A 20718-nucleotide genomic window follows, 5' to 3' on the forward strand; every position below is an offset into this window, starting at 1 on the left:
CGTTCGGGCGAGGGTCGCGCGGCGGCCCCGGCGATTCTGATCACATCGGCGCGATGCAGATAAAGAGCCTGGTGTCGGGTGCAAAGAGGGGTGGGGGGCTGACGCCTCATGACGCTGCGCTATATCGGCGGCATGGACACACATGTCACCTTTCCCGCAGGCAGGCTGGAGGAGACCGCGACCGTCCTCCGCATCCTGCCGCTGGCCGATGGCCGGAGCGCGGTCGTCACCGACCGCACCCCCTTCCACCCCGTCGATCCGTGGTGGTCCGATCAGCCGTCGGACCGCGGCATGATGCTTGCGGGAGGCGTGACGCTGGAGGTGCCCGAGGCGATCGTGCTGGCCGACGGCGCTGTCGTCGATCCCGCCTCCACACCGCGCGGAGCGGAAGGTGTGGCGCTTGAGGTCGGCCATGTCGTCGGCGACGCATCGGCGTTGGTGGAGGGGATGGAAGTCACTCTCCGTGTCGATCCGGCAAGCCGCGACGCGCTGGCCACCGGCCATACTGCGGCGCACATAGCCGCCCTAGCCCTCAACCGGGTGCTCGCCCCCTATTGGAAAAAGACGATTGCGGAGGATGGGCAGGGTCACCCCAACACCGACCAGAAGCTCATCGCCGCTTCACGCATCTCGCCATACGGCAGTCGGGAGACCTACCGGATCGGCAAGAGCGCGCGGAAGGCCGGGTTTGACGCCGAGCGTTTCCGGGAGGACAGCGCCGGCCTCGCAAATGCCATTGCGACGGAGGCCAATGCCATGCTGGGCAGGATTCGGCGGCTCGAGGTGCTTCCGGGTGAGGACGCGCTCTCCGGCCGGCGGACGTGGCGGGCGACTCTCGATGACGGTACGATCGATATCCCCTGCGGCGGTGTCCACACGCTTGATCCGCGGGCGATCGGACCGATCTCCATCGACCTGACCCCGTCTGACGACGGCTTCATCATGGATGTGAAGGTCGGGCCCTAGGCGGCTTTTTCAGACGCAGGGCTTCCGGTTTGGCCGCCGCCCCGGACCACAGGAAACCGTTATCGCTAGCATTAAATGTTTGCGCTAACGGAAAAATGGGCGTAGGGTTGTGGTGAGCAATGGAGGAATCGCCATGACAGTTGTCTTGAAGAAGTCCCTCAAAGGTAAGCCTGTTACCCCGAAACTCGTAAAATCCCACCGCAAGGTCGTCCCGGATGAGCCGGAAATGGCCTGCATCGGCGATCTGGATTATGAAATCTGAAGCGATTGCCTGACGGGCTTGCGATGAGTTAGCCTTCCCTCGATTGGGTGGGCAACGGATGCACGAAGTGAATGACACCGTTCTTGAGGCAGTCGAAGGCAGGCGTTCGATTCGCGCCTTCTGCCCGACGGAAATTACCGATGAGACGATCGAGCGCATCCTGACCGCTGCCGCCCGCGCGCCATCGGGTTCGAATATTCAACCTTGGCAGGTAATCGTGCTGAAGGGCGAAGCGCTCCAGACGTTCGGTGCGACGCTTGAGGCGCATGAGCTTTCGGGCGGCGCTGGTGATCCCGAGTACCACTACTATCCCCGCACATGGAGAGAACCCTATCTGGCGCGGCGGCGCGAGGTAGGGTGGGCACTCTACACTTCGCTGGGCATAGAGCGAGGCGAGAAGCTGGCAATGGCGCGACAGAACGCCCGCAACCTACGCTTCTTCGGCGCTCCCGTCGGGCTTATCTTTACGCTTGATCGCGACATGGAGATCGGGAGTTGGCTCGATCTTGGGATGTTCCTGCAAAACATCATGATCGCGGCAAGGGCCTTTGGACTTGATACCTGCCCTCAGGCAGCATTCGCGCGCTATCCGGGCCTCATCTCGGACCTGTTGTCGATCCCGGCGGAGCGGCAGGTGATCTGCGGCATGGCGCTCGGCGTCGCCGATGCCGCCGCACCGGAAAACCGTTTTCCGGTGTCCCGTGTGCCTGCCTCGTCCTTCACCCGCTTCGTCAATTCCTTGGCAGAACGCTGAGAAAGTCCTGAAGCATCCTGTCTCCGGAAATCGGCTGGGAACGACCGGCAATGCAGATTTCCGGTCGAATTTGGTCCAGATACGAAGAAATTTCCGCTCAGGCGGCCTGAAAGGCTTTTTCAGAAGTCCTCAGATCAGCCAAGAAAAACCGTCAGCCCCGCCAGCCAGACCGCCATCAGCAGGAGTGCCCGCCTCACGTAGCGCCCATTCCAATCCCGCGTCACCTCCCGCGCGGTGCGGTCCACCATATCAGCGATGATCATGGCGGAGGCGGTGAGTGGTGAGGCATTCACCCCGAGCGCCCAGCCCGCCATCAGCGCGAGCGCCAGCACGGCGGCGGGAATCCCCGCATCCGGCACGCCCTGAAAGGCGGAGGCGAAGATCGTCACGCTCACGATCGGGTTCACCCCGATCAGGGACAGCCCCACGACCAGCACGGTGAGCAGTCCCGGCAGGAACATCAGCGGCACCGGCAGGTGCAGAAGAAGCACCGCAAGCCGCCCCTGCGGGATGAGGAGAGAGAACAGCGTCCCGATGAAGCCGGCAGAAGAGAGCACCGCGATTTCAGTGCGGTAACGGGGAAAAAGCCGCGCTCCTTCGCGCACCAGCCGGCGAGAAACAAGCCGCACCCCCCGCACCGGGCCGAAACGGCGATGCTGCCAGCCGAGCCAGATCAGCCCCGCGAGCGGCACGGCAACCAGCACGGCACGGGCCAGCGGGATGTCGGCGGCGAATTCGATACCCACCGCCAGCACGAAGACGCCCAGTACGATGCCGACGATGCCCAGCAGCGCCATCGGATCCCGCGCGCCGCTGGTGACGACGACCGGCACGGTCTGGCGCGGAGCCTCCAGCCGATCCTGCACGCAACCGAGCGTGAGGAGCAGCGCCGCCGTCATTAGCCCGAGCGGAAAGACCGTGGTCCACGACAGCCCTGGCATGACGGAAAGCACCACGGCCATTACCATGGAAATGGGGGAGCCGAGCGGCGCCACGGCAAAGCCGCGCAGCACGGCCAGCACCATCCGCCGCTCCCTCACCGCGCGGATCGCAGCACTTCCGCCCGCCGCCGAAAGCCAGCGGCGGATCATCAGTCCCAGCAGGCTTAGCACCCCGATGTTCAGGATGATGCCGAACAGGAACCCGCCCAGCGTCAGAAGGCCGTAGCGCCGCGCGGGCGGCTGGTCGATGAAGAAGGAAGCGGAGCGGCGGACGAGCGGCGAGGTGCGCGCCGGCTCCCGCAGGAAGAACTGGTTGGCAAAGAAGGTCGCGAAGAAGGCCGCCTGGTCCAGCGCCCGCCCGATGGCCGCTCCGGGATCGGCGGTGAGCACGCCCCCCGCGACGGTAAGCGCCCCGGCGACGGCGATCATCGCCCGTCCGGTGCGCTGAATGCCCCGCCATTCGAGCGCGAGATAGGCAATCAGCAGCACCCGCGCGGCCTGCCGCAGCAAGTCTGATCGGAACACCGCCTCTCCCAGCACGGCAAAGATCAGCGCGATGAGGACAATCGCGCTGATCCTGCCGGGGTCGAGCGATATCGGCCTGCTGGCCGGGCCCGCAAAGAGCCTGCTTGCGACCGCCATCTCTCTCCCCCGACAGGAACCGCCCTCAGGCGGCGTAGGACTGCATCACGATCTCAAGGCAGTGATCGGTATCGCCAAGCTGATGGTCCAGCATGACGAGCCGCTTGGCGTAATGGGAGGCGGCATATTCCCAGGTCATGGCGATGCCGCCGTGCATCTGCACGGTCTCCTCCGCCACCAGCCTTGCCGCGCGCCCGATCAGGTTCTTGGCCATGGCGGATTTCAGCCGCGCCTCCGCGCCGTCCAGCGCCGCGGCTGCAGCGATGGTGATGGAGCGCGCCTGTTCGATCTCCGCCAGCAGGTCCACGGTGCGGTGTTGAAGCACCTGGAAGCTGCCGATGGTGGTGCCGAACTGGCGGCGGGTCTTGAGATAGTCGAGCAGCAGGTCATAGGCGGCGGTCATCGCGCCCACCGCCTCCGCGCAAAGCGCGACCTGCCCCGCGGCCACAGCCGATGTCAGCGCGGCCCCGGCATCCGCGAGCAGAAGCGTGGCCGGGGTATCGTCGAGCAGCAGTTCCGCCGCACCGCCGCCATCCATCATCCCGTAAGAGATGACGTTCACGTCCGCCGCCGCGGCGCTGAACACCGCAGGCTTTCCATCAAGCAGGGCGACGATCAGGAACACGTCCGCCACCTGCCCGCCGTAGACGGCGGACTTGCGGCCCGAAAGGCGATACCCCTCCCCCTGCTTCCGCGCCGTGGCGGCGGTCCCGGCAAGGCCATAGGGCGCGTCGATCTCGGACAGGCCCACGGCGTAGCGGATGGAACCGTCCACCAGCCCGGACTGATCCGCTCCGGCAGCCGAGAGCAGGAGGCTCGCCAGCAGCGTGCCGAGGAGCGGCTCGGGGCAGAGGTGGCGGCCGAGCGCCTCGAACACCACGGTGATGTCGAAGCCCGCGCCGCCGAAGCCGCCGTCCTTCTCCGTCGCGAGCGCGCCGGGGATGCCCAGCTCTGCCATCTCTCCCCAGCGTTCGGGGTCACTGAACGGCGCCTCATGGGCGATGCGGTTGCGGTCCTTCAGGCTGTAGCGGTCAGCCAGATAGCGGTTCAGGCTTTCCGACAGCATCTGCCTGTCTTCGGTCAGATCGAAATTCATCGCTCAAACCCCCAGCATGGTCTTGGTCAGGATGTTCCGCTGGATCTCGTTCGATCCACCGAAGATGGAAGTCTTGCGGTTGTTGAAGTAGATTGCCGCATTGTGTTCCGTGTCCGCCGGGCCGAAGAGCAGGTTCGTCTCCGTCATCTGGCCCGGGAAGGGCGCTGCCACCGGACCGAGCGCACGGCGCGCAAGGTCGCGCAGCTCCTGGTTCACCTGCGTCCCCTTGATCTTGAGGATGGAGGTCTCCGGCCCCGGATGGCCCTGCTTCTGGGCTTGGAAGAGCATGCGGAGGTTGGTGATCTTCATCGCCTCCAGATCGACCTCCACCCGCGCGATACGGGCGGCGAACAGCGGATCCTCGATCAGGGGGCGCCCGTTGCGCTTCATCTGCCGGGCAAGATCCTTCACTTCCGCCAGCGCCTGCATGGAGGTGCCGACGCCCGCGATATTGGTCCGCTCATGGGTCAGCAGGAACTTGGCGATGGTCCAGCCCTTGTTCTCCTCGCCGACGAGGTTTTCCACAGGCACGCGGACGTTTTCGAAGAACACCTCGTTGACCTCATGGCCCCCTTCGATCAGCCGGATCGGGCGCACCTCGATGCCGGGGGTGTCGATGTCCATGAGCAGGAAGCTGATCCCCTGCTGGGGCTTGCCCTCCGTAGAGGTGCGCACGAGGCAGAAGATCCTGTCGGCATGCTGGCCGAGCGTGGTCCAGGTCTTCTGGCCGTTGACGACGTAATGGTCCCCGTCCCTGACCGCGCGGGTCTTGAGGCTGGCAAGGTCCGACCCGGCACCGGGTTCGGAATATCCCTGCGCCCACCAGACCTCGCCCGAGGCGATGGGGGGCAGGATCTCCGCCTTCTGCCGGTCGTTGCCGAATTCCTGGATCACCGGGCCGAGCATGTGCGGGCCGAAGGCGACGATCCGCGGCGTATGGGCGCGGCTGCATTCCACGTCGAACAGGTAGCGCTCGACAGGCGTCCAGCCGGGGCCGCCGTATTCCTTGGGCCAGCTCGTGCAGAGCCAGCCCTTGCGGCCGAGAATCTCGTGCCACTCCTGATAGATCTCGCGCGGCAGTTCCACGCCCGAGCGGACGGCGGCGGAGATATGCTCCGGCAGATGGGAGGCAAGGAAATCGCGCACTTCCTGCTGGAAGGCGAGCTCCTCGGGGCTGAAAGACAGGTCCATGCGATCGCTCCCCTAGAGCACTTCAAAGAGGCCGGCCGCGCCCATGCCGCCCCCGACGCACATGGTGCAGACGACGTATTTCGCGCCGCGCCGCTTGCCCTCGATCAGCGCATGGCCGACCATCCGCGCGCCCGACATGCCATAGGGATGGCCGATGGAGATCGCGCCGCCGTTGACGTTGAGCAGGTCCTCCGGGATGCCGAGCTTCCGGGCGGAGTAGAGCACCTGGCAGGCAAAGGCCTCGTTCAGCTCCCAAAGGCCGATATCGTCCATGGTCAGGCCATGCGCTTCCAGCAGCCGCGGCACGGCATAGACCGGGCCGATGCCCATCTCGTCGGGGTCCAGCCCGGCGGCCATCACGCCGACATAGCGGCCCAGCGGTTGCGCGCCGCGTTTCTCGGCTTCCTTGCCCTCCATGATGACGACGGCGGAGGCCCCGTCCGAGAGCTGCGAGGCGTTGCCCGCGGTGATGTTGTGGCCTTCCTTGACCTTCAGCCCGTCCTTGAACACCGGTTTAAGCGAGGTGAGGTCGTCCAGCGTTGTGGAGGGGCGGTTGCCTTCGTCCCGCTCCAGCGTCACCTCGCGGTAGGAAACTTCCTTCGTCTCCTTGTCCACCACGGCCATGGTGGAGGTCAGGGGCACGATCTCGTCGTCGAACAGGCCGGCCTGCTGCGCCGCCGCCGTGCGCTGCTGGGAGCGGAGCGCGTAGGCGTCCTGATCGTCGCGGCTGATGCCGTAACGGTCGGCGACGATCTCCGCCGTCTCCAGCATGGACATGTAGAGGTCCGGCACATGTTCCACGATCCACGGATCGGTGCGCCGGTCCTGCCGCATGTTCTGGTTCTGCACGAGGCTGATGGATTCGACGCCCCCGCCGATGACGATCTCCATCCCGTCATGGACGACCTGCTTGGCGGCGGTGGCAATAGCCATCATGCCGCTCGCGCATTGCCGGTCCATCGACATCCCCGCGACGGAGGTCGGAAGTCCGGCACGGATCACCGCCTGACGGCCTATGTTGCCGCCGGTGGAGCCCTGCTGGATGGCACAGCCGATCACGCTGTCCTGAATCTCGCCGCCTTCCAGCCCGGCACGGGAGACCGCGTTCTTGACCGCATGGCCGATCAGCTCCTGCGCCTGAGTGTTGTTGAACGCGCCCCGGAAGGCCTTGCCGATCGGCGTGCGTGCCGTGGAAACGATGAGCGCCTCGCGCATTGTCTTCTCCCCTGTATCCTGTGATGCCGTCAGGCGCTTTTCGCGCGCGGACTGAACTGACGGTTGAGTTTGCGCATACCGCCGATCCAGCGGTCGTAATCTTCGGTCTTGCGGCGCATGTAGCCCAGCACCTCCGGGTGCGGCAGGGCAAGGAAATGCCCCTCCGCCACAGCCTTGAGCGCGACTGCAGCAGCCTCCGCAGGCTCCAGCATGCCGTCGATGCTGGCCACGCCCATTTCCCGCCCAGCCGTCATCGCCGTGCGAACGGCCTGCGGGCACAGGATGGTGACGCCGATCCCATCGTCGCCATAGGTGAGCGCCAGCCATTCGGCGAGGCCGACCGCCGCGTGTTTCGTCACCCCGTAGGGCATCGAACCCACCTGGTTGAGCAGCCCCGCAGCGGAAGCGGTGATGAGGAAATGCCCCGCCCCCCGCTCCCGCATCAGCGGTAGAAGAACGCGGGCGGTGCGGACATGGGCCATGACATTCACGTCCCACATGCGCTGCCAGACCTCGTCGGGCAGTTCCTCGCCGCCGCGCGCCATGATGCCTGCGTTGCCGCAGAACAGCGCGATGGGGCCGAGGTCGCGCTCCGTCTCCGTGACGAGGCGGCGGATATCGGCATCGCTGGCCATGTCCACCGCCATCGCGGTTCCGCCGATGGCCTGCGCCGTCTGGCGAGCGCCCTCCGCGTCGATATCGGCGCAGACGACATGGGCCGCCCCGGCCTCGGCGAGTGCGAGGGCCAGCGCCCGGCCGATCCCCCCCGCCGCGCCGGTGACGACGACGACCTTACCCTGAACGTCCATGCTCAACTCCACATGTTGGTGCCGCCGCAGAGCGTCAGCGCCTGCCCGGTCATGTAGCTGCTGGCGTCGGAGGCGAGGAACACCGCCACACCCGCGAAGTCCTCCGGCTGGCCGAAGCGGCGGAGCGGCACCTGTGTCCGCGCGCGCTCCTCCCCCGCCTCGCTGTCCCAGAGGGCGCGGGCGAACTCCGTCTTGACCACGCCGGGGCAGATCGCGTTCGCGCGGATGCCCTGCGGCCCGTATTCGAGCGCGAGGTTCCGCACCAGACCGATCAGCGCAAGCTTGGACATCCCGTAGGTGCCAAGCGTGGGCGACGGCTTCAACGCTCCCACACTCGCCGTGAAGATCATGGAGCCAGACCCCTTGGCGGCCATATCGGGCGCCACGAGCCGTGCCAGCCACAGGTTCGACTGGACGTTGGTCTGCATGATCTTGTTGTAGGTCTCATCGGGGATTTCCCCGATCGGGCCGTAATGCGGGTTCACCCCGGCATTGCCGATCACGATGTCGATCGGCCCGGCGAGCCGGTGGGTTTCTTCCACCAGCCGCTCCAGATCCTCCTTGCGCCCGGCATTGGCGGCGACGGCGTAAACCCGCGTCTCGCCGATGGCGGCGTTGATCTCCGCCGCCGCCGCATCCAGTTGCTCCTGCTTGCGGGCGGAGATGACAACCGTCGCCCCCTGCCGCGCCAGCGCTTCCGCCATCTGCCGCCCCATCCCGCGCGAGGCGCCGGTCAGCAGCGCCACCTTGCCGGTCAGGTCGAACAAGCCCCGTTCCATCTGCTGGTCCTTCATCTCACGGCCCTTCGAACATGCCGCCGGCGCGGCGGCTGGCTGCGGCGGCGCGGCGCGCATTGGACTCCTCGAACGCCTTGCGCTCGGCGCGGGCGACGACGGCGTGGTGCACCTCGTCCGGCCCATCCGCGAGGCGGAGCGTGCGCTGCTTCATGTACATCTCCGGCAGGTCGGTCCACTGGCTCACGCCGGTCGCGCCATGAACCTGCATCGCATCGTCGATGATCTTGCAGCAGCGCTCCGGCACCATCGCCTTGGCCATGGAGACCCAGATGCGCGCCTCCTTGTTGCCCAGCACATCCATCGCGCGCGCCGCCTTCAGCACCATGAGCCGCATGGCCTCGATCTCGATGCGGGAGCGGCTGATCGTCTCCATGTTCTTGCCGAGGTCGATGATCCGCTTGCCGAACGCCTCGCGCGAGAGGCCGCGCGCGATCATCAGGTCGAGCGCCTTCTCGGCGGCACCGATGGAGCGCATGCAGTGGTGGATACGGCCCGGCCCGAGGCGGAGCTGGCTGATCTCGAAGCCGCGCCCCTCACCCCAGAGGATGTTCTCCTCCGGCACCCGCACATCGGTGAAGCGCAGATGCATGTGCCCATGCGGCGCGTCATCGTGACCAAAGACATTCATCGGCCCGAGGATTTCCACGCCGGGCGTGTCCATGGGAACGAGGATCTGGCTCTGCTGGCGGAAGGTTTCGGCGTCGGGAGAGGTCTTGACCATGACGATCATGATCTTGCACCGCGGATCGCCGGCGCCGGAGATATAGTACTTCTCGCCGTTCATCACCCATTCGCCGTTTTCCAGCACGGCGCGCATGGACACGTTGCGGGCGTCCGATGAGGCGACATCGGGCTCGGTCATGGCAAAGGCGGAGCGGATCTCGCCGGCCAGAAGCGGCTTCAGCCAGCGTTCCTTCTGCGCGGGCGTGCCGACGCGCTCCAGCACCTCCATGTTGCCGGTATCGGGCGCCGAGCAGTTCAGCGACTGGGAGGCGAGCGGGTTCTTGCCCAGTTCGAAGGCAATATAGGCGTAGTCGAGGTTCGACAGACCTTCTCCCGTCTCGGCATCCGGCAGGAAGAAGTTCCACAGGCCCGCGGCCTTGGCCTTCGCCTTCAGATCGGCGAGGATCTCGAGCTGCCCCGGCGCGTAGGAGAACCGCTCCGCGCGGGTCCGGCCCAGACGCTCGTATTCCTCATAGGCCGGATCGCAGTGGGTGCGGATATGCTCCACCACGCGAGCCAGCAGGGGGCGCGCGCCTTCCGACATGCCGAGGTTGTTCAGCATGTCTTCCGATGCGGCACTGTCAGCCTTTTTTTTCGTGTCGATCGCGTTCATCTGTTCACCCAGTTCGGTTTGCGTTTCTCGACGAAGGCGGTGACGCCTTCACGGAAGTCTTCGGTCTCGCGCAGGTCGGACATCACCTGACGACTGTAACGGAGGCTTGTCTGAAGGTTGTCCATGTCGTCCATCGCCCGGAGCACGCGGAGCGAGGCCCGGATGGACGAGGGGGAAACGGCGGCGATCTCTCCCGCCACTTCCATCGCCCGCTCCATCAGGCTTTCGTGGGCCACGACTTCGTTGACGAAACCCATGCGCGCACCTTCGTCGGCGCCGACCTGACGGCCGGTCAGGAACATCTCCACCGCTTGCTTGCGCGGGATCTCACGGCTCAACCGCTGGATGCCGCCCGCTGCGGCGAAGAAGCCCACCTTCACCTCCGGCAGCGCGAAACGGGCCTTCTCGGACGCGATGATCACATCGCAGGCCAGCGCCGTTTCGAACCCGCCGCCCATGGCAAAGCCGTTCACCGCCGCGACGATGGGTTTCAGCCGATCGATGCGGGAGGAGAGGCCCGAGAAACCAGTGTCCGGCCCCTTCATGTTGCCGCCCTGCGCCGTGTATTTCAGGTCATTGCCCGCGCAGAAGGCCTTGTCGCCCGCCCCTGTCAGCACGGCGACCCAGAGCTCCGGGTCCGCCTCGAACGCATCCCAGATGCGCGACATTTCATGGTGCATCGGCGCATGGACGGCATTGTACACGTCGGGTCGGTTCATCGTGACGACGAGGATATTCCCTTCCCGCCGCGTTGTCGTGAATTCGAGGTCCATCAACCCCTCCCCCCCGTTTTGAGACCGCCGAGGTCGAGGTCCAGAAAACGACCGCCCTCCGCCGCCAGCTGCCGCAGCGATTCGGCCGGGGCAAAGACCGGATCCTCGGCGCCCAGTGCCTCCATCCGGGCAAGGATGCGCGCCGCACCCACCTGATCGGCCCAGTACATCGGCCCGCCCTTCGACGCCGGGAAGCCATAGCCGTTCAGCCAGACCACATCGACGTCGGACGAGCGTTGCGCCTTGTTTTCCTCAAGGATCTTCACCGCCTCGTTGACCATAGGGGCCATGAGCATCTCCACGATCTCCTCCGCGGCAAGCGTGGCCGGCGCGGCGCCGGTGATCTCGTGGATGATGGCCGCGGCCTCCTCCGACGGGCTGCGGTTGCGCGCGGCGTCATAATCGTAGAAGCCGCCCCCCGTCTTCTGCCCGCGCCGCCCCTTTTCGCACAGCGCGTCGCGGATGGGGTTCGCAGTCTTGGCACCCTTGGACCAGCCGATGTCCAACCCGGCAAGGTCCGACATCTGATAGGGCCCCATCTTGAAGCCGAAGCCTGTGATGGCCGCGTCGATGTCCCAGGGCATCAGGCCCCGGTAGAGCAGCTTGTTGGCCTGCTCCCGCCGCGCCGCCAGCATCCGGTTCCCGACGAAGCCGTAGCACACGCCGACAAGCACCGGCACCTTCCCGATCCGGCCCGCCAGATCCATGGAGGTCGCGACCACATCGTCCGCCGTCTGATCCGCCCGGACGATCTCCAGAAGCTTCATGACGTTGGCCGGGGAGAAGAAGTGCAGTCCGATCACATCCCGGGGCCGGGAGGTGGCGGAGGCGATCTCATCGACATCCAGCGCGGAGGTATTGGTGGCGAGAATCGCGCCCGGTCTGGCGATGGCATCCAGACGGGCGAAGATCTGCTTCTTCAGGTCCATGTTCTCGAACACCGCCTCAATGATGAGGTCGCAGTCGGCCAGCTCCTCAAGGGCGAGCGCCGGGGTGATGCGCGCCATGCGCGCCTCGACCTCCGCTTGCGGGAAGCGGCCCTTGTCGGCGCTGTTCTGATAGTTCTTGCGGACCAGCGCGATGCCGCGGTCAAGCGCCTCCTGCGCCGTTTCCACGATGGTGACGGGGATACCGGCGGTGGCGAAGTTCATCGCGATGCCGCCGCCCATCGTTCCTGCCCCGATGATGCCCACGCGGCGGATCGGGCGGAGAGGGGTTGCCGGGTCCAGCCCTTCGACCACCGCTGCCTCGCGGGTGGCACGGGCCACGTAGCTTTCGACATCCGTCAGGGAGGGTCTGTCCATTGTCCTGCCTTTCTCAGCGAGCGCCGTCGGCCTGCAACGACAGGCAGTGGCGCTGGATTACCTTGCGATCGATCTTTTCCGTGGCTCCGCGCGGCAGGGGCGCATCCAGCACCCAGAGCCGCTCGGGCTGTTTGAAACGCGCGACGAGGGGGGCGAGAAACCCCGCCAGCTCCTCCACCGTCAGCGAGGTGCCAGGCAGCAGATGCACCGCTGCGCCCACCGTCTCTCCCAGCCGGGGATGGGGGACGGCAAAGACGCAGGCATCCTCCACCGCGGGGTGTTCATAGATCGCGTTTTCCACCTCGGCGCAGGCGATATTCTCGCCGCCCCGCACGATCATGCTCTTCTTGCGGCCGCAGAACTGGATGAACCCCTCCGGCCCCATGCGCGCGAGGTCGCCGGTCAGCAGCCATCCGTCGCGGAGCACGGCTGCAGTGGCAGCGGCATCGTTCAGATAACCGGGGGTCACGGCGGGGCTGCGGATCAGTAGCTCCCCCATCTCGCCCGGCGCCACGTCCCGGCCGGCGTCATCGACGATCCGCATCTCCTGAACGGGAGGAGCCAGCCGCCCTGCCGCATCCGGGTGTTCAAGATATTCCGGGCCGGAAAGGTTGATCCCCAGCGCACAGGTTTCCGTCATGCCCCAGCCGATGGCGATGGTCGTTGCCGGAAAGACGCGGTGCAGATCCTCCACCTGTGCGGCGGGCCGCTTGTCGCCGCCACCGGTGATGTTTTCCAGCGACGGCAGCGTCAGCCCGCGCCGCTCCACCGTCTCGACCAAATCGGCGGATTGCGTCGGAACGCCGCTGATGCGGGTGACGCCCTCGGCGCGGATCAGATCCACGGCCTCATCGGCATTCCAGCGAGGCATGAGCACGATCTTCGCCCCCGTCTGCAACCCCTGGAAGAAATTTGCGTAAAGCGCGGTGACATGGAACAGCGGCGAGATGATGAGCCAGGCAGGCATCGCCGGGGCACGGACGGGAACAGCAAGCTCCGGCGCCATGACCCGAAGCAGATACCAGCTCCAGATTGCCGAGATGACATTGCGATGCGTCTGTATGACGCCCTTCGGCACACCCGAGGAGCCGGAGGAATACATCACCGCGAACTCCGCCTCCGGCGCGATATCCACCTCTGGCCAGACCGGCGCGCAGGCGCGCATGCTCTCATAGCGGGAGGTGTCGGGCGCATCATGGATGCCGATGAGCGTCAGCCCCTCCGGCAGCACCGGGGCGAGCCGCGCGAAACGTTCGGCATCCGCAAAGACAAGCCGCGCTCCGCAATCGTTGAGGGCGCGGAGCAGTTCCGCCCCGCTTCCCCAGGCATTCAGCGGAACGACGCTGGCCCCCGTCGCGGTGATCGCAAGGACCAGCAGAATCATCTCTGCATGGTTGCGCGAACCTATGGCAACCCGGTCGCCCGGCCCTATCCCGTGGTGGCTGATGAGAGCATGGGCGAGAGCTGCCACCTCCCGGCGGACTTCTCCATAAGTCCAGCGGTGGTCGCCCGCGACCAGCATCTCGCGCCCCGCATAGGCCTCCTCCGCCTGTTCGAACAGCGCGCGGACATTCGGGGGGGCGTTGGCAAAGACCGTGTAATCCGTGCCGTTGATCTGTTTCCGCTCCACCGCGAAACGGCTGTCCTCGCGGATCAGACGCGCGGCGACAGAGGCATGGCTCGGCAAGGCTTCGGTCATCTCATCCTCCCAGGCAGTGGGCTCAGGAACCCGACCCGGCATCCGCTCCCTCCCCAGAGCGCAGGGATGCGGGCGACGTTCCTGACACATGTCAGGGTTACGACAGCCACCCCGTACCGGACAAGAGAAAACTTTGCCTCACCGTAATTTCGGCAAAAAGGCCTTGTTGCGAGAAGCGGATTGACGGCTGTCAACCGGTCCCCTAAAGTGATTCCTGACATTTGTCAGTCGCGGCATGAGCCGCCGGAACAGGCGCGTGGCCGCCGCATACACTGCGCGGCGAAGAGGAGGGAGCAACATGTCACCGACAGCACGCAAGGCTGCCGCGCGGGCCTCGACCCCGGCCACATCCCGGCAAAGGTCATGACGACCGGCTCATTCACACACACACCGCTCTCAGGGCGATCCGACTCCCACTCACAGGTCCGACAGCGGGCCTGCCATCAGAGGCACAGGACATGACGGCGCAGGACAGCACAGCACGCGCGACGCCATTGCGCGACACCACGGACCGGCTCGCGGCCCAGGCACCGCAGCCTTCGGGCATCATGCTCATCGAGCCGCTCGCGAAGCATCGTTTTGACGAAGCGGCACTTTCCGCATGGATCGCGCAGACGCTGAACGAACCGGAGAGACCCATCCGCCTGCTGCAGTTCCAGGGCGGCATGTCCAACCCGACCTTCCTAGTCCGGCTGGCGGACGGGCGGCGATTCGTGCTGCGCAAGAAGCCGCCTGGAGAACTGCTGCCGAAGGCGCACGCGGTGGACCGGGAATACCGGATCATGAAAGCACTCGGCCCGACAGCCGTGCCCACGCCTCGCATGATCGCCTATTGCGACGACCCCGCCGTGATCGGAGTGGAGTTCTTTCTGATGGAATTCGTCGAGGGGCGGATCATCCCCGATCCGGCCATGGCGCCGATCGTGCGGGAGGACAGGCGGGAGGTCGCATTTTCACTGGTCGATACGCTGGCGGAATTGCACAAGCTCGACTGGCGGGCCTGCGGGCTGCAGGATTACGGCCGCCCGGAGGGCTATCTCGCGCGGCAGACCGCCCGGTGGTCGGGGCAGTATGAGGCCTCCAAATCGGCGCTGCCCGCGGATTTCGACTATCAGGGCATGGACTGGCTGCGGGACTGGCTGCTCGCCCACTCCTCCGTGCAGGAGGAAAGCGCCATCACCCATGGCGACTTCCGCGTCGGCAACACCGTTCTCCACCCGGAGAAACCGCAGGTGGTTGCCATTCTGGACTGGGAGCTTTCCACCATCGGCCATCCGCTTTCCGATCTGGCCTATCTCTGCCTGCCCTACCGGTTGACGGGCGCGCTGGCGGGGGCGCCCGATCTGCCCGCGGCGGGCTTGCCGCAGGAGGCGGAGATGCTCGCCCGCTATGTCGAGCGGACGGGGCGGAAGGACATTCCCGACTGGCCGGTGTTCCTTGCCTTCAACTGCTTCCGCTATGCGGCCATCGTGCAGGGTGTCGCGGCGCGGGCAGCGCAGGGCACGGCCAGCAGCGCCAGTGCCGATCCGGTCAGGGATGGCGAGCGTGCCCGCCTGGTGGCCGAGCGCGGCGCGGAAATCGCGCGGGCTTATGAGGCAGGCAAGGCCTGACCGTAGCGCGGGCGCCGGCTGTCGCCCGCGCCCCCCAGCTCAACCGGCGGGATCCTCGGTGACCTCCGGCTCATCCAGGATCATCTCCGGCCCTTCCAGAATGGCCGTTACCATCACCGCCGAGCCACGCGCCACCGCGGCGACGAGAGGATCTCCCCGGGTGGCGCGTGGTTGCAGCCAGTCCCGCATCGGTGCGAAAGCGGACAGGAACACCAGCAGGTTCGCCGCCGTGATCCCGCGCGGATCATCGGGCGACAGCCCGGCCCGGCGCGACAGCAGCGCCCCCCCTTCGGCCATCAGCTTCTCCTCCCGCTCCCGCATGGCGGCCCGGTCCTCGGGCAGCATATGCGGGATGGAGCGGTAGATGAGCAGCGTGCCCTTGCGCTTCTTGTCCCACGTCTCCCGCAGATATTCCGACAGCACATCCTCCAGCGACCGGTCCTCCTGTGACAGAAGGTCCGTCAGCAGCGGCACGTCGGTGCGGAACCAAAGCTGGTTCAGCAACCGGCGGAGCGCATCGTTCTTGTTGGCCACATAGTCATAGATGCTGGCGTGATTGACACCGGAGCGCGCGCAGATATCGCGGATCGTTGTGGAGGCGAAGCCCTTCTCAAGAAACAAGTCAAGCGCGGCGTCGCAGATCTGCTCCCGCCGGCGCCGGACGAGGTCCTCGTTGCGCACGACATCCACATCGGCTTCGTCGAGGAAGCCCGTCTTGGGCTTTTGCGGTTTTCCGGTCGGGGGGGTCGATGTCAAGCTAGGGCTCCGTCACTCAGGGTGGCGCCAATCTATGTGGTAGCGGGCAGCGCCTCAACCTTTCCGCGCGGAAACCGCGCCTGCGTCGAAGGCCCAGGTTGCCTCGGGCATGCGGCACCGTTAACCTGCATAAACTGACGATTGTCAGGATAATATATAGGGGGAGAAGCCATGACCGATCAAGTTCTTCTGAACCGGCAGAACGGACTGCTGACGATCACCTTGAACCGGCCCGAGCGGCGCAACGCCATGTCGCCCGCGATGACGGCGGCTCTGACCGAGGCTCTCGCCGCTGCGGCGGAGGATGATGCGGTCCGGGCAGTCCTGCTGACGGGAGCGGGCGGGCATTTCTGCGTGGGCGGCGACGTGAAGGCGATGAACGAAGGCGCAGGCGCGGACAGGCCCGTGGGCCAGCGCCTCCACACGCTCCGCGACCGCATGAGTGCAGCTTTGTACCTCCACACCATGCCGAAGCCCACCATTGCCGCCATCGAAGGCTCCGCCGCGGGGGCCGGCCTGTCGCTGGCGATGGCCTGTGACCTGCGGATCTGTGCGGATGACGCGAAACTCACCACCGCCTTTGCCAAGGTGGCGCTGTCAGGGGATTTCGGCGGCAGCTACTTCCTCACCCACATCCTTGGCGGGGCGAAGGCGCGGGAGCTTTACCTGCTGTCGCCGCTGCTGTCGGGGGCGGAGGCTGCGGAGATCGGCCTTGTCACCCGTGCCCTTCCGGCGGGCGCCGTCATGGAAACGGCGCGCGGCCTTGCCGCCGATCTCGCCGCCGGGCCGACGCTCACCTACGGGCGGATGAAACAGAACCTGACACTCGCGGCCACGGGCGGCAGCCTTGCGGACTGTCTGGATCAGGAGGCGCGGAACCACACGCTTTCCATGCTGACCGCGGATCACCGGGAGGCGGCGGCAGCCTTTGTGGAAAAGCGCAAGGCAGCCTTCGCGGGGGCTTAGGCGGTCACTCCGGCATCCGGCGGACCGGGTTCCGAAAGAAGCGATACCGCTTCTTTCGCCCTTGTCAGAACCAGAGCGCGGGGCTGCTGTGGCCCCGCTTCGTCGACCGTCGTTCGCTTCCACCGCTTCGCGACCGTCTGGGGCTATGCCCGGCAGAGGCGGCCCAAGCGAAACTTGCGGTTGAGCAGCCTCTGCCAACACCGCGCAAGCCCTTCATCATCGCTGATCGGTCAGCCCACGGCGTTCTGGCGCTGCCGCAGCCTGCCCCATCGCCCATCCTGCCGGGAAAGGGTCGCGCCCTCAAACTGCGGGAGCAAGCAAGCGGGGGGCGCTGTGGGGCGCCGTCCCTCATTCGGCGGCAGACACCGCCCCGAAGTCCCGCGCCGCGCGTTCCTGCAATTCCAGCCACTGGACCTTGCCGCTGCCGGAGCGAGGCAGAGCCTCCACATAGACCACGCGGCGCGGCACCTTGTAGGCGGCCATCTGCTCCCGGCACCAGGCGATCAGATCGGCCTCCGGCAGTTCGCCCCTCGGCACGACATAGGCCAGCACAGCCTCTCCCCGGCGCGGATCGGGATAGCCAACGATACACGCCTCCACAATGCCGGGATGGGCATGCATCAGCGCCTCCACCTCCGTCGGCCACACCTTGAAGCCTGAGGCGTTCACCATCCGCTTCACCCGGTCGACGATGTAGAAATAACCGTCCCGGTCATACCGCGCGATGTCGCCCGTGCGCAGGAACCGCTTGCCGTCGCGTTCCAGAAAGGCGGCGCGGGTCGCTTCCTCGTTGTTCCAGTAGCCATGGAACACCTGCGGCGCGCTGACGATGATCTCTCCCGGCTCCTCGGGGCCGAGTTCCCGGCCGGTATCCGGGTCGATGATCCGTGCGTCCACGTCGAACACCGGGATGCCAAGACATTGCGGGCGGGGCGCGTCATGCGGGTTGATGAGGACGCCTGCAATCGTCTCCGTCATACCGTAGCCTTCGATATAGTCGAGCCCGGTCAGCGCCTTCAGCCGCGCGGCGACGGCCGCAGGCATGGCCGCACCGCCGCCGCCCAGCGTCTGGAGGCTCGCAAGATCCTCGGCCCGGATATCGGGGTCGCTGACCAGATCGACGATCATGGTGGAGATGCTGCGCCATCGTGCGATGCGGTAGCGGCGGATCAGCTCCACCGCCACGCGCCGGTCCCAACGGGACATGAGCACGATCGTCTCCCCCGCATGGATCGGGCCGTTCATGGAGTTCTGCATCCCCGTGACATGGAACAGCGGCAGGACGGAAAGCGTGGCGCCCCCCTCCCCCAGCGGGTTCCACACCACGCTGCCGACAAGCGTCGTCTGAAGCGTCGCGTGACTATGCATGCAGCCCTTCTGGCGCCCCGTCGTCCCGGAGGTATACGGGATCGCGGCAAGATCATCGCCGTCGGTGGTGACGAGGCCGGGGGTCAGGCCCGCCGCTTCCATCGCGCGCCATCCGGTAACGCCCGCCGGATAGTCATCCCGCTCACCGGCTTCGAGGCCCGACGGAAGGGGGATATCGCATGTCGGATCGGCCATGTCCGCATAGGCCGCCGCCAGCACATGCGCCAACGGCCTGCCGATCAGCGGCGCGATATGGTCCAGAAGCTCCTGCCCCACGATCGCCACGCGCGCGCCGCTGTCGGCGACGACATGTTCCATCTCGCGCAGTCGGTTCATCGGGTTCACCGGCACGGCGACCGCATTCGCCCGCAGGATGGCATGGAAGGCGATGATGAACTGCGGGCTGTTCTGCATGTAAAGGACGACGCGGTCGCCCCGCCGTACGCCAGCGCGCTCCTGAAGCCAGCCCGCGAGCCGTATCACCCGCGCCTGAAGCGCGGCATAGGTGATCTCCGTCCCGTGGTAGATGATCGCGACAGCCTCCGGCACCCGCTCCGCCGACAGGCGCAGGTTCTCGGCCACGTTGTGCCGGGGGGCGTCGAGCCGTTCGGGAACCCCTGCGGGCCAGGGGCGGACAGGATCAGACATCGGCACCCTCCTTCCGGGACGGATCGGCCCGGGAAGGATCAGGCCGGGCGGAAAGCTCGGGCCAGCGGTCCCGCAGCTCCCGCTTCAGCACCTTGCCGATCACGCTGCGGGGCAGTTCGGGCAGAACGGCGACCCCGGCGAGCCGCTGGAACCGGCCGACGCGGGCGTTGGTCCACTCCCGCACCGCCTCCGGCTCCCCACCGGGGGCGAGCACGACGCAGGCCACCGGCGTCTCCCCCCACTCGCGGCTGGGCACACCGATCACCGCGCAGTCCGTCACGTCGGTATGGGTGGAAAGGACCGCCTCGATATCCGCGGCGAAAATGTTGAACCCGCCGGAGATGATCATGTCCTTCCGCCGGTCGAGCAACGTCAGGAAGCCATCCTCGTCCAGCCGGCCCATGTCGCCCGACCGGATATAGGGCACACCCTCCGGGCTGTTCCATGTCAGATCGCGCGTGGCTTCGGGCGCATTGCGATAGCCGCGCATCATCGTGGTGGACCGGCCCACCACCTCCCCCGTCTCACCCTGCGGCAGAGGGCGGCCGGCTTCGTCGAGGATCAGGATTTCCGCCCCCGCCCCCGGCCTGCCGACAGTGTGAAGCTTTTCGGGCCAGGCGGAACAGTCGAGCACCGCGCTCACCCCGCCCTCCGTCATGCCGTAGATGTTGATCATCCGTCCCGGCCAGCGGGCCAGCACCTGCTCCACCACCGCAGGGTTCAAGGGCGCGCTGGTGGAAAGCTTCGCCTGATAGGAGGACAGGTCGAACCGGTCAAACTCCGGATGCTCGATGACCCGCCGGATCTGGACCGGGACCATCATGCTGTGGGTGACGCGATGCGCCTCCGCGAGCGCGAGGAACCCCCGCGCGTCGAACTTGCGCATCAGGATCACCCGCCCGCCCATCGCCAGCACCGGGATCAGCGTGGCAAGCGTGGTGTTGGAATAGAGGGGTGTCGAGAACAGGACCGTCGACTCCTCGCTCAACCCGAACCGGCGGAACCGGTCCACCTGATTGTCCCGGAACCGGACGTCGTGCTCTATCCCCTTGGGAGCGCCGGTCGTGCCGGAGCTGTAGATGATGTCGAACAGGGTATCGGGCTGGATGCGGCGGGGCGGCAAGGGGGCGAGCGCCCGAGCTTCTGCCACGAAACCTTCCAGTTCCCGGGCGCCGGGCGTCTCTGGCGCAGCGGCATCGGCAAAGACCTGCGCCGCGCCCGCATTCTCCCGCATCCGGGCCAGCGCCTCGGGATGGCCGGAGGTCGGCAGCGGCGCCACGCAGACGCCAAGCGCAGCAGCACCCAGATAAAGCGTGAGGTGGTCGGCGGTCAGCCCGCCCACGGTCGCGATCACATCGCCCTCGGTCAGACCGAGCGCGGCCAGCGCCGCCGCCACCCTGTCCATCCGGTCCACCAATGCGGCAGCCGTGATCTCCTGCGGGCCGTCGATCAGGGCGATATGCTCCGGCCGCTTTGCGGCCTCGGCGCGGATGCGGTGCGGAATGTCCAGCACCTCCTCCTCCACCGGGATAGGCCAGAGGCGCATTTCCGCCGCGGTCATGTCGGCCACCCGTGCGGCATCTGC

Annotated in this window: 18 protein-coding genes; 5 read left to right on the forward strand and 13 right to left on the reverse strand. The window is 66.6% G+C overall.

Going from position 1 to position 20718, the window contains the following annotated elements:
• Nucleotides 1-108: 108 nt before the first annotated feature.
• From CG51_RS12165 to CG51_RS12170, 3 genes are all read left to right on the forward strand, one after another.
• Nucleotides 109-966, forward strand: coding sequence for an alanyl-tRNA editing protein (locus CG51_RS12165; protein ID WP_051930519.1), 858 nt, complete (start codon nucleotides 109-111; stop codon nucleotides 964-966).
• A 133-nt stretch (nucleotides 967-1099) separates the two neighbouring features.
• A complete protein-coding gene (locus tag CG51_RS20955) occupies nucleotides 1100-1228 on the forward strand; it encodes a hypothetical protein (RefSeq protein WP_269845373.1) in 129 nt (42 codons plus the stop codon).
• 67 nt (nucleotides 1229-1295) lie between these two features.
• The gene (locus CG51_RS12170) at nucleotides 1296-1982 is read left to right on the forward strand and encodes a nitroreductase (protein ID WP_233141277.1); all 687 of its coding nucleotides are present in this window, start codon (nucleotides 1296-1298) and stop codon (nucleotides 1980-1982) included.
• A 134-nt stretch (nucleotides 1983-2116) separates the two neighbouring features.
• Here the strand turns inward: CG51_RS12170 and CG51_RS12175 are convergent, their stop codons facing one another.
• From CG51_RS12175 to CG51_RS12220, 10 genes are all read right to left on the reverse strand, one after another.
• A complete protein-coding gene (locus CG51_RS12175; protein ID WP_051930521.1) occupies nucleotides 2117-3565 on the reverse strand; it encodes a hypothetical protein in 1449 nt (482 codons plus the stop codon).
• A gap of 25 nt (nucleotides 3566-3590) precedes the next feature.
• Nucleotides 3591-4661 (reverse strand): acyl-CoA dehydrogenase family protein, encoded by a 1071-nt coding sequence (locus CG51_RS12180; RefSeq protein WP_035745409.1) that lies wholly within the window; start codon nucleotides 4659-4661, stop codon nucleotides 3591-3593.
• A 3-nt stretch (nucleotides 4662-4664) separates the two neighbouring features.
• Complete coding sequence (locus CG51_RS12185; protein WP_035745411.1) at nucleotides 4665-5852, reverse strand: acyl-CoA dehydrogenase family protein; 1188 nt, start codon at nucleotides 5850-5852, stop codon at nucleotides 4665-4667.
• Nucleotides 5853-5864: 12 nt separating this feature from the next.
• Nucleotides 5865-7067 carry an acetyl-CoA C-acyltransferase gene (locus tag CG51_RS12190; protein ID WP_035745412.1) on the reverse strand — a complete coding sequence of 401 codons (1203 nt, stop codon included), beginning with the start codon at nucleotides 7065-7067 and terminating at the stop codon, nucleotides 5865-5867.
• Nucleotides 7068-7096: 29 nt separating this feature from the next.
• On the reverse strand, nucleotides 7097-7876 hold the full coding sequence (locus CG51_RS12195) for an SDR family oxidoreductase (protein ID WP_035745413.1): 780 nt from the start codon (nucleotides 7874-7876) through the stop codon (nucleotides 7097-7099).
• A 2-nt stretch (nucleotides 7877-7878) separates the two neighbouring features.
• Nucleotides 7879-8655 carry an SDR family NAD(P)-dependent oxidoreductase gene (locus tag CG51_RS12200; RefSeq protein WP_035745462.1) on the reverse strand — a complete coding sequence of 259 codons (777 nt, stop codon included), beginning with the start codon at nucleotides 8653-8655 and terminating at the stop codon, nucleotides 7879-7881.
• 16 nt (nucleotides 8656-8671) lie between these two features.
• Nucleotides 8672-9940, reverse strand: coding sequence for an acyl-CoA dehydrogenase family protein (locus CG51_RS12205; protein ID WP_088239035.1), 1269 nt, complete (start codon nucleotides 9938-9940; stop codon nucleotides 8672-8674).
• A 65-nt stretch (nucleotides 9941-10005) separates the two neighbouring features.
• Nucleotides 10006-10782 (reverse strand): enoyl-CoA hydratase-related protein, encoded by a 777-nt coding sequence (locus tag CG51_RS12210; RefSeq protein ID WP_035745414.1) that lies wholly within the window; start codon nucleotides 10780-10782, stop codon nucleotides 10006-10008.
• The gene (locus tag CG51_RS12215; protein WP_035745415.1) at nucleotides 10782-12086 is read right to left on the reverse strand and encodes a 3-hydroxyacyl-CoA dehydrogenase; all 1305 of its coding nucleotides are present in this window, start codon (nucleotides 12084-12086) and stop codon (nucleotides 10782-10784) included. Before CG51_RS12215 ends, CG51_RS12210 begins: the two co-directional genes overlap by 1 nt.
• A gap of 13 nt (nucleotides 12087-12099) precedes the next feature.
• Nucleotides 12100-13785 (reverse strand): class I adenylate-forming enzyme family protein, encoded by a 1686-nt coding sequence (locus CG51_RS12220; protein WP_158212546.1) that lies wholly within the window; start codon nucleotides 13783-13785, stop codon nucleotides 12100-12102.
• 458 nt (nucleotides 13786-14243) lie between these two features.
• Between CG51_RS12220 and CG51_RS12225 the strand changes: the two genes are divergently transcribed.
• A complete protein-coding gene (locus CG51_RS12225; protein WP_233141278.1) occupies nucleotides 14244-15395 on the forward strand; it encodes a phosphotransferase family protein in 1152 nt (383 codons plus the stop codon).
• Nucleotides 15396-15434: 39 nt separating this feature from the next.
• Here the strand turns inward: CG51_RS12225 and CG51_RS12230 are convergent, their stop codons facing one another.
• Complete coding sequence (locus CG51_RS12230; protein WP_051930525.1) at nucleotides 15435-16151, reverse strand: TetR/AcrR family transcriptional regulator; 717 nt, start codon at nucleotides 16149-16151, stop codon at nucleotides 15435-15437.
• A gap of 171 nt (nucleotides 16152-16322) precedes the next feature.
• Here CG51_RS12230 and CG51_RS12235 point away from each other — a divergent pair, with 171 nt between their 5' ends.
• Nucleotides 16323-17117 carry an enoyl-CoA hydratase gene (locus tag CG51_RS12235; RefSeq protein ID WP_035745416.1) on the forward strand — a complete coding sequence of 265 codons (795 nt, stop codon included), beginning with the start codon at nucleotides 16323-16325 and terminating at the stop codon, nucleotides 17115-17117.
• 348 nt (nucleotides 17118-17465) lie between these two features.
• On the opposite strand, the gene CG51_RS12240 is transcribed toward CG51_RS12235, so the two are convergent.
• Complete coding sequence (locus tag CG51_RS12240; RefSeq protein ID WP_035745417.1) at nucleotides 17466-19133, reverse strand: long-chain-fatty-acid--CoA ligase; 1668 nt, start codon at nucleotides 19131-19133, stop codon at nucleotides 17466-17468.
• On the reverse strand, nucleotides 19126-20694 hold the full coding sequence (locus CG51_RS12245) for a class I adenylate-forming enzyme family protein (RefSeq protein WP_051930527.1): 1569 nt from the start codon (nucleotides 20692-20694) through the stop codon (nucleotides 19126-19128). Before CG51_RS12245 ends, CG51_RS12240 begins: the two co-directional genes overlap by 8 nt.
• Nucleotides 20695-20718: the final 24 nt, after the last annotated feature.

The organism is Haematobacter missouriensis, assembly GCF_000740775.1.
GTDB lineage: Bacteria > Pseudomonadota > Alphaproteobacteria > Rhodobacterales > Rhodobacteraceae > Haematobacter > Haematobacter missouriensis.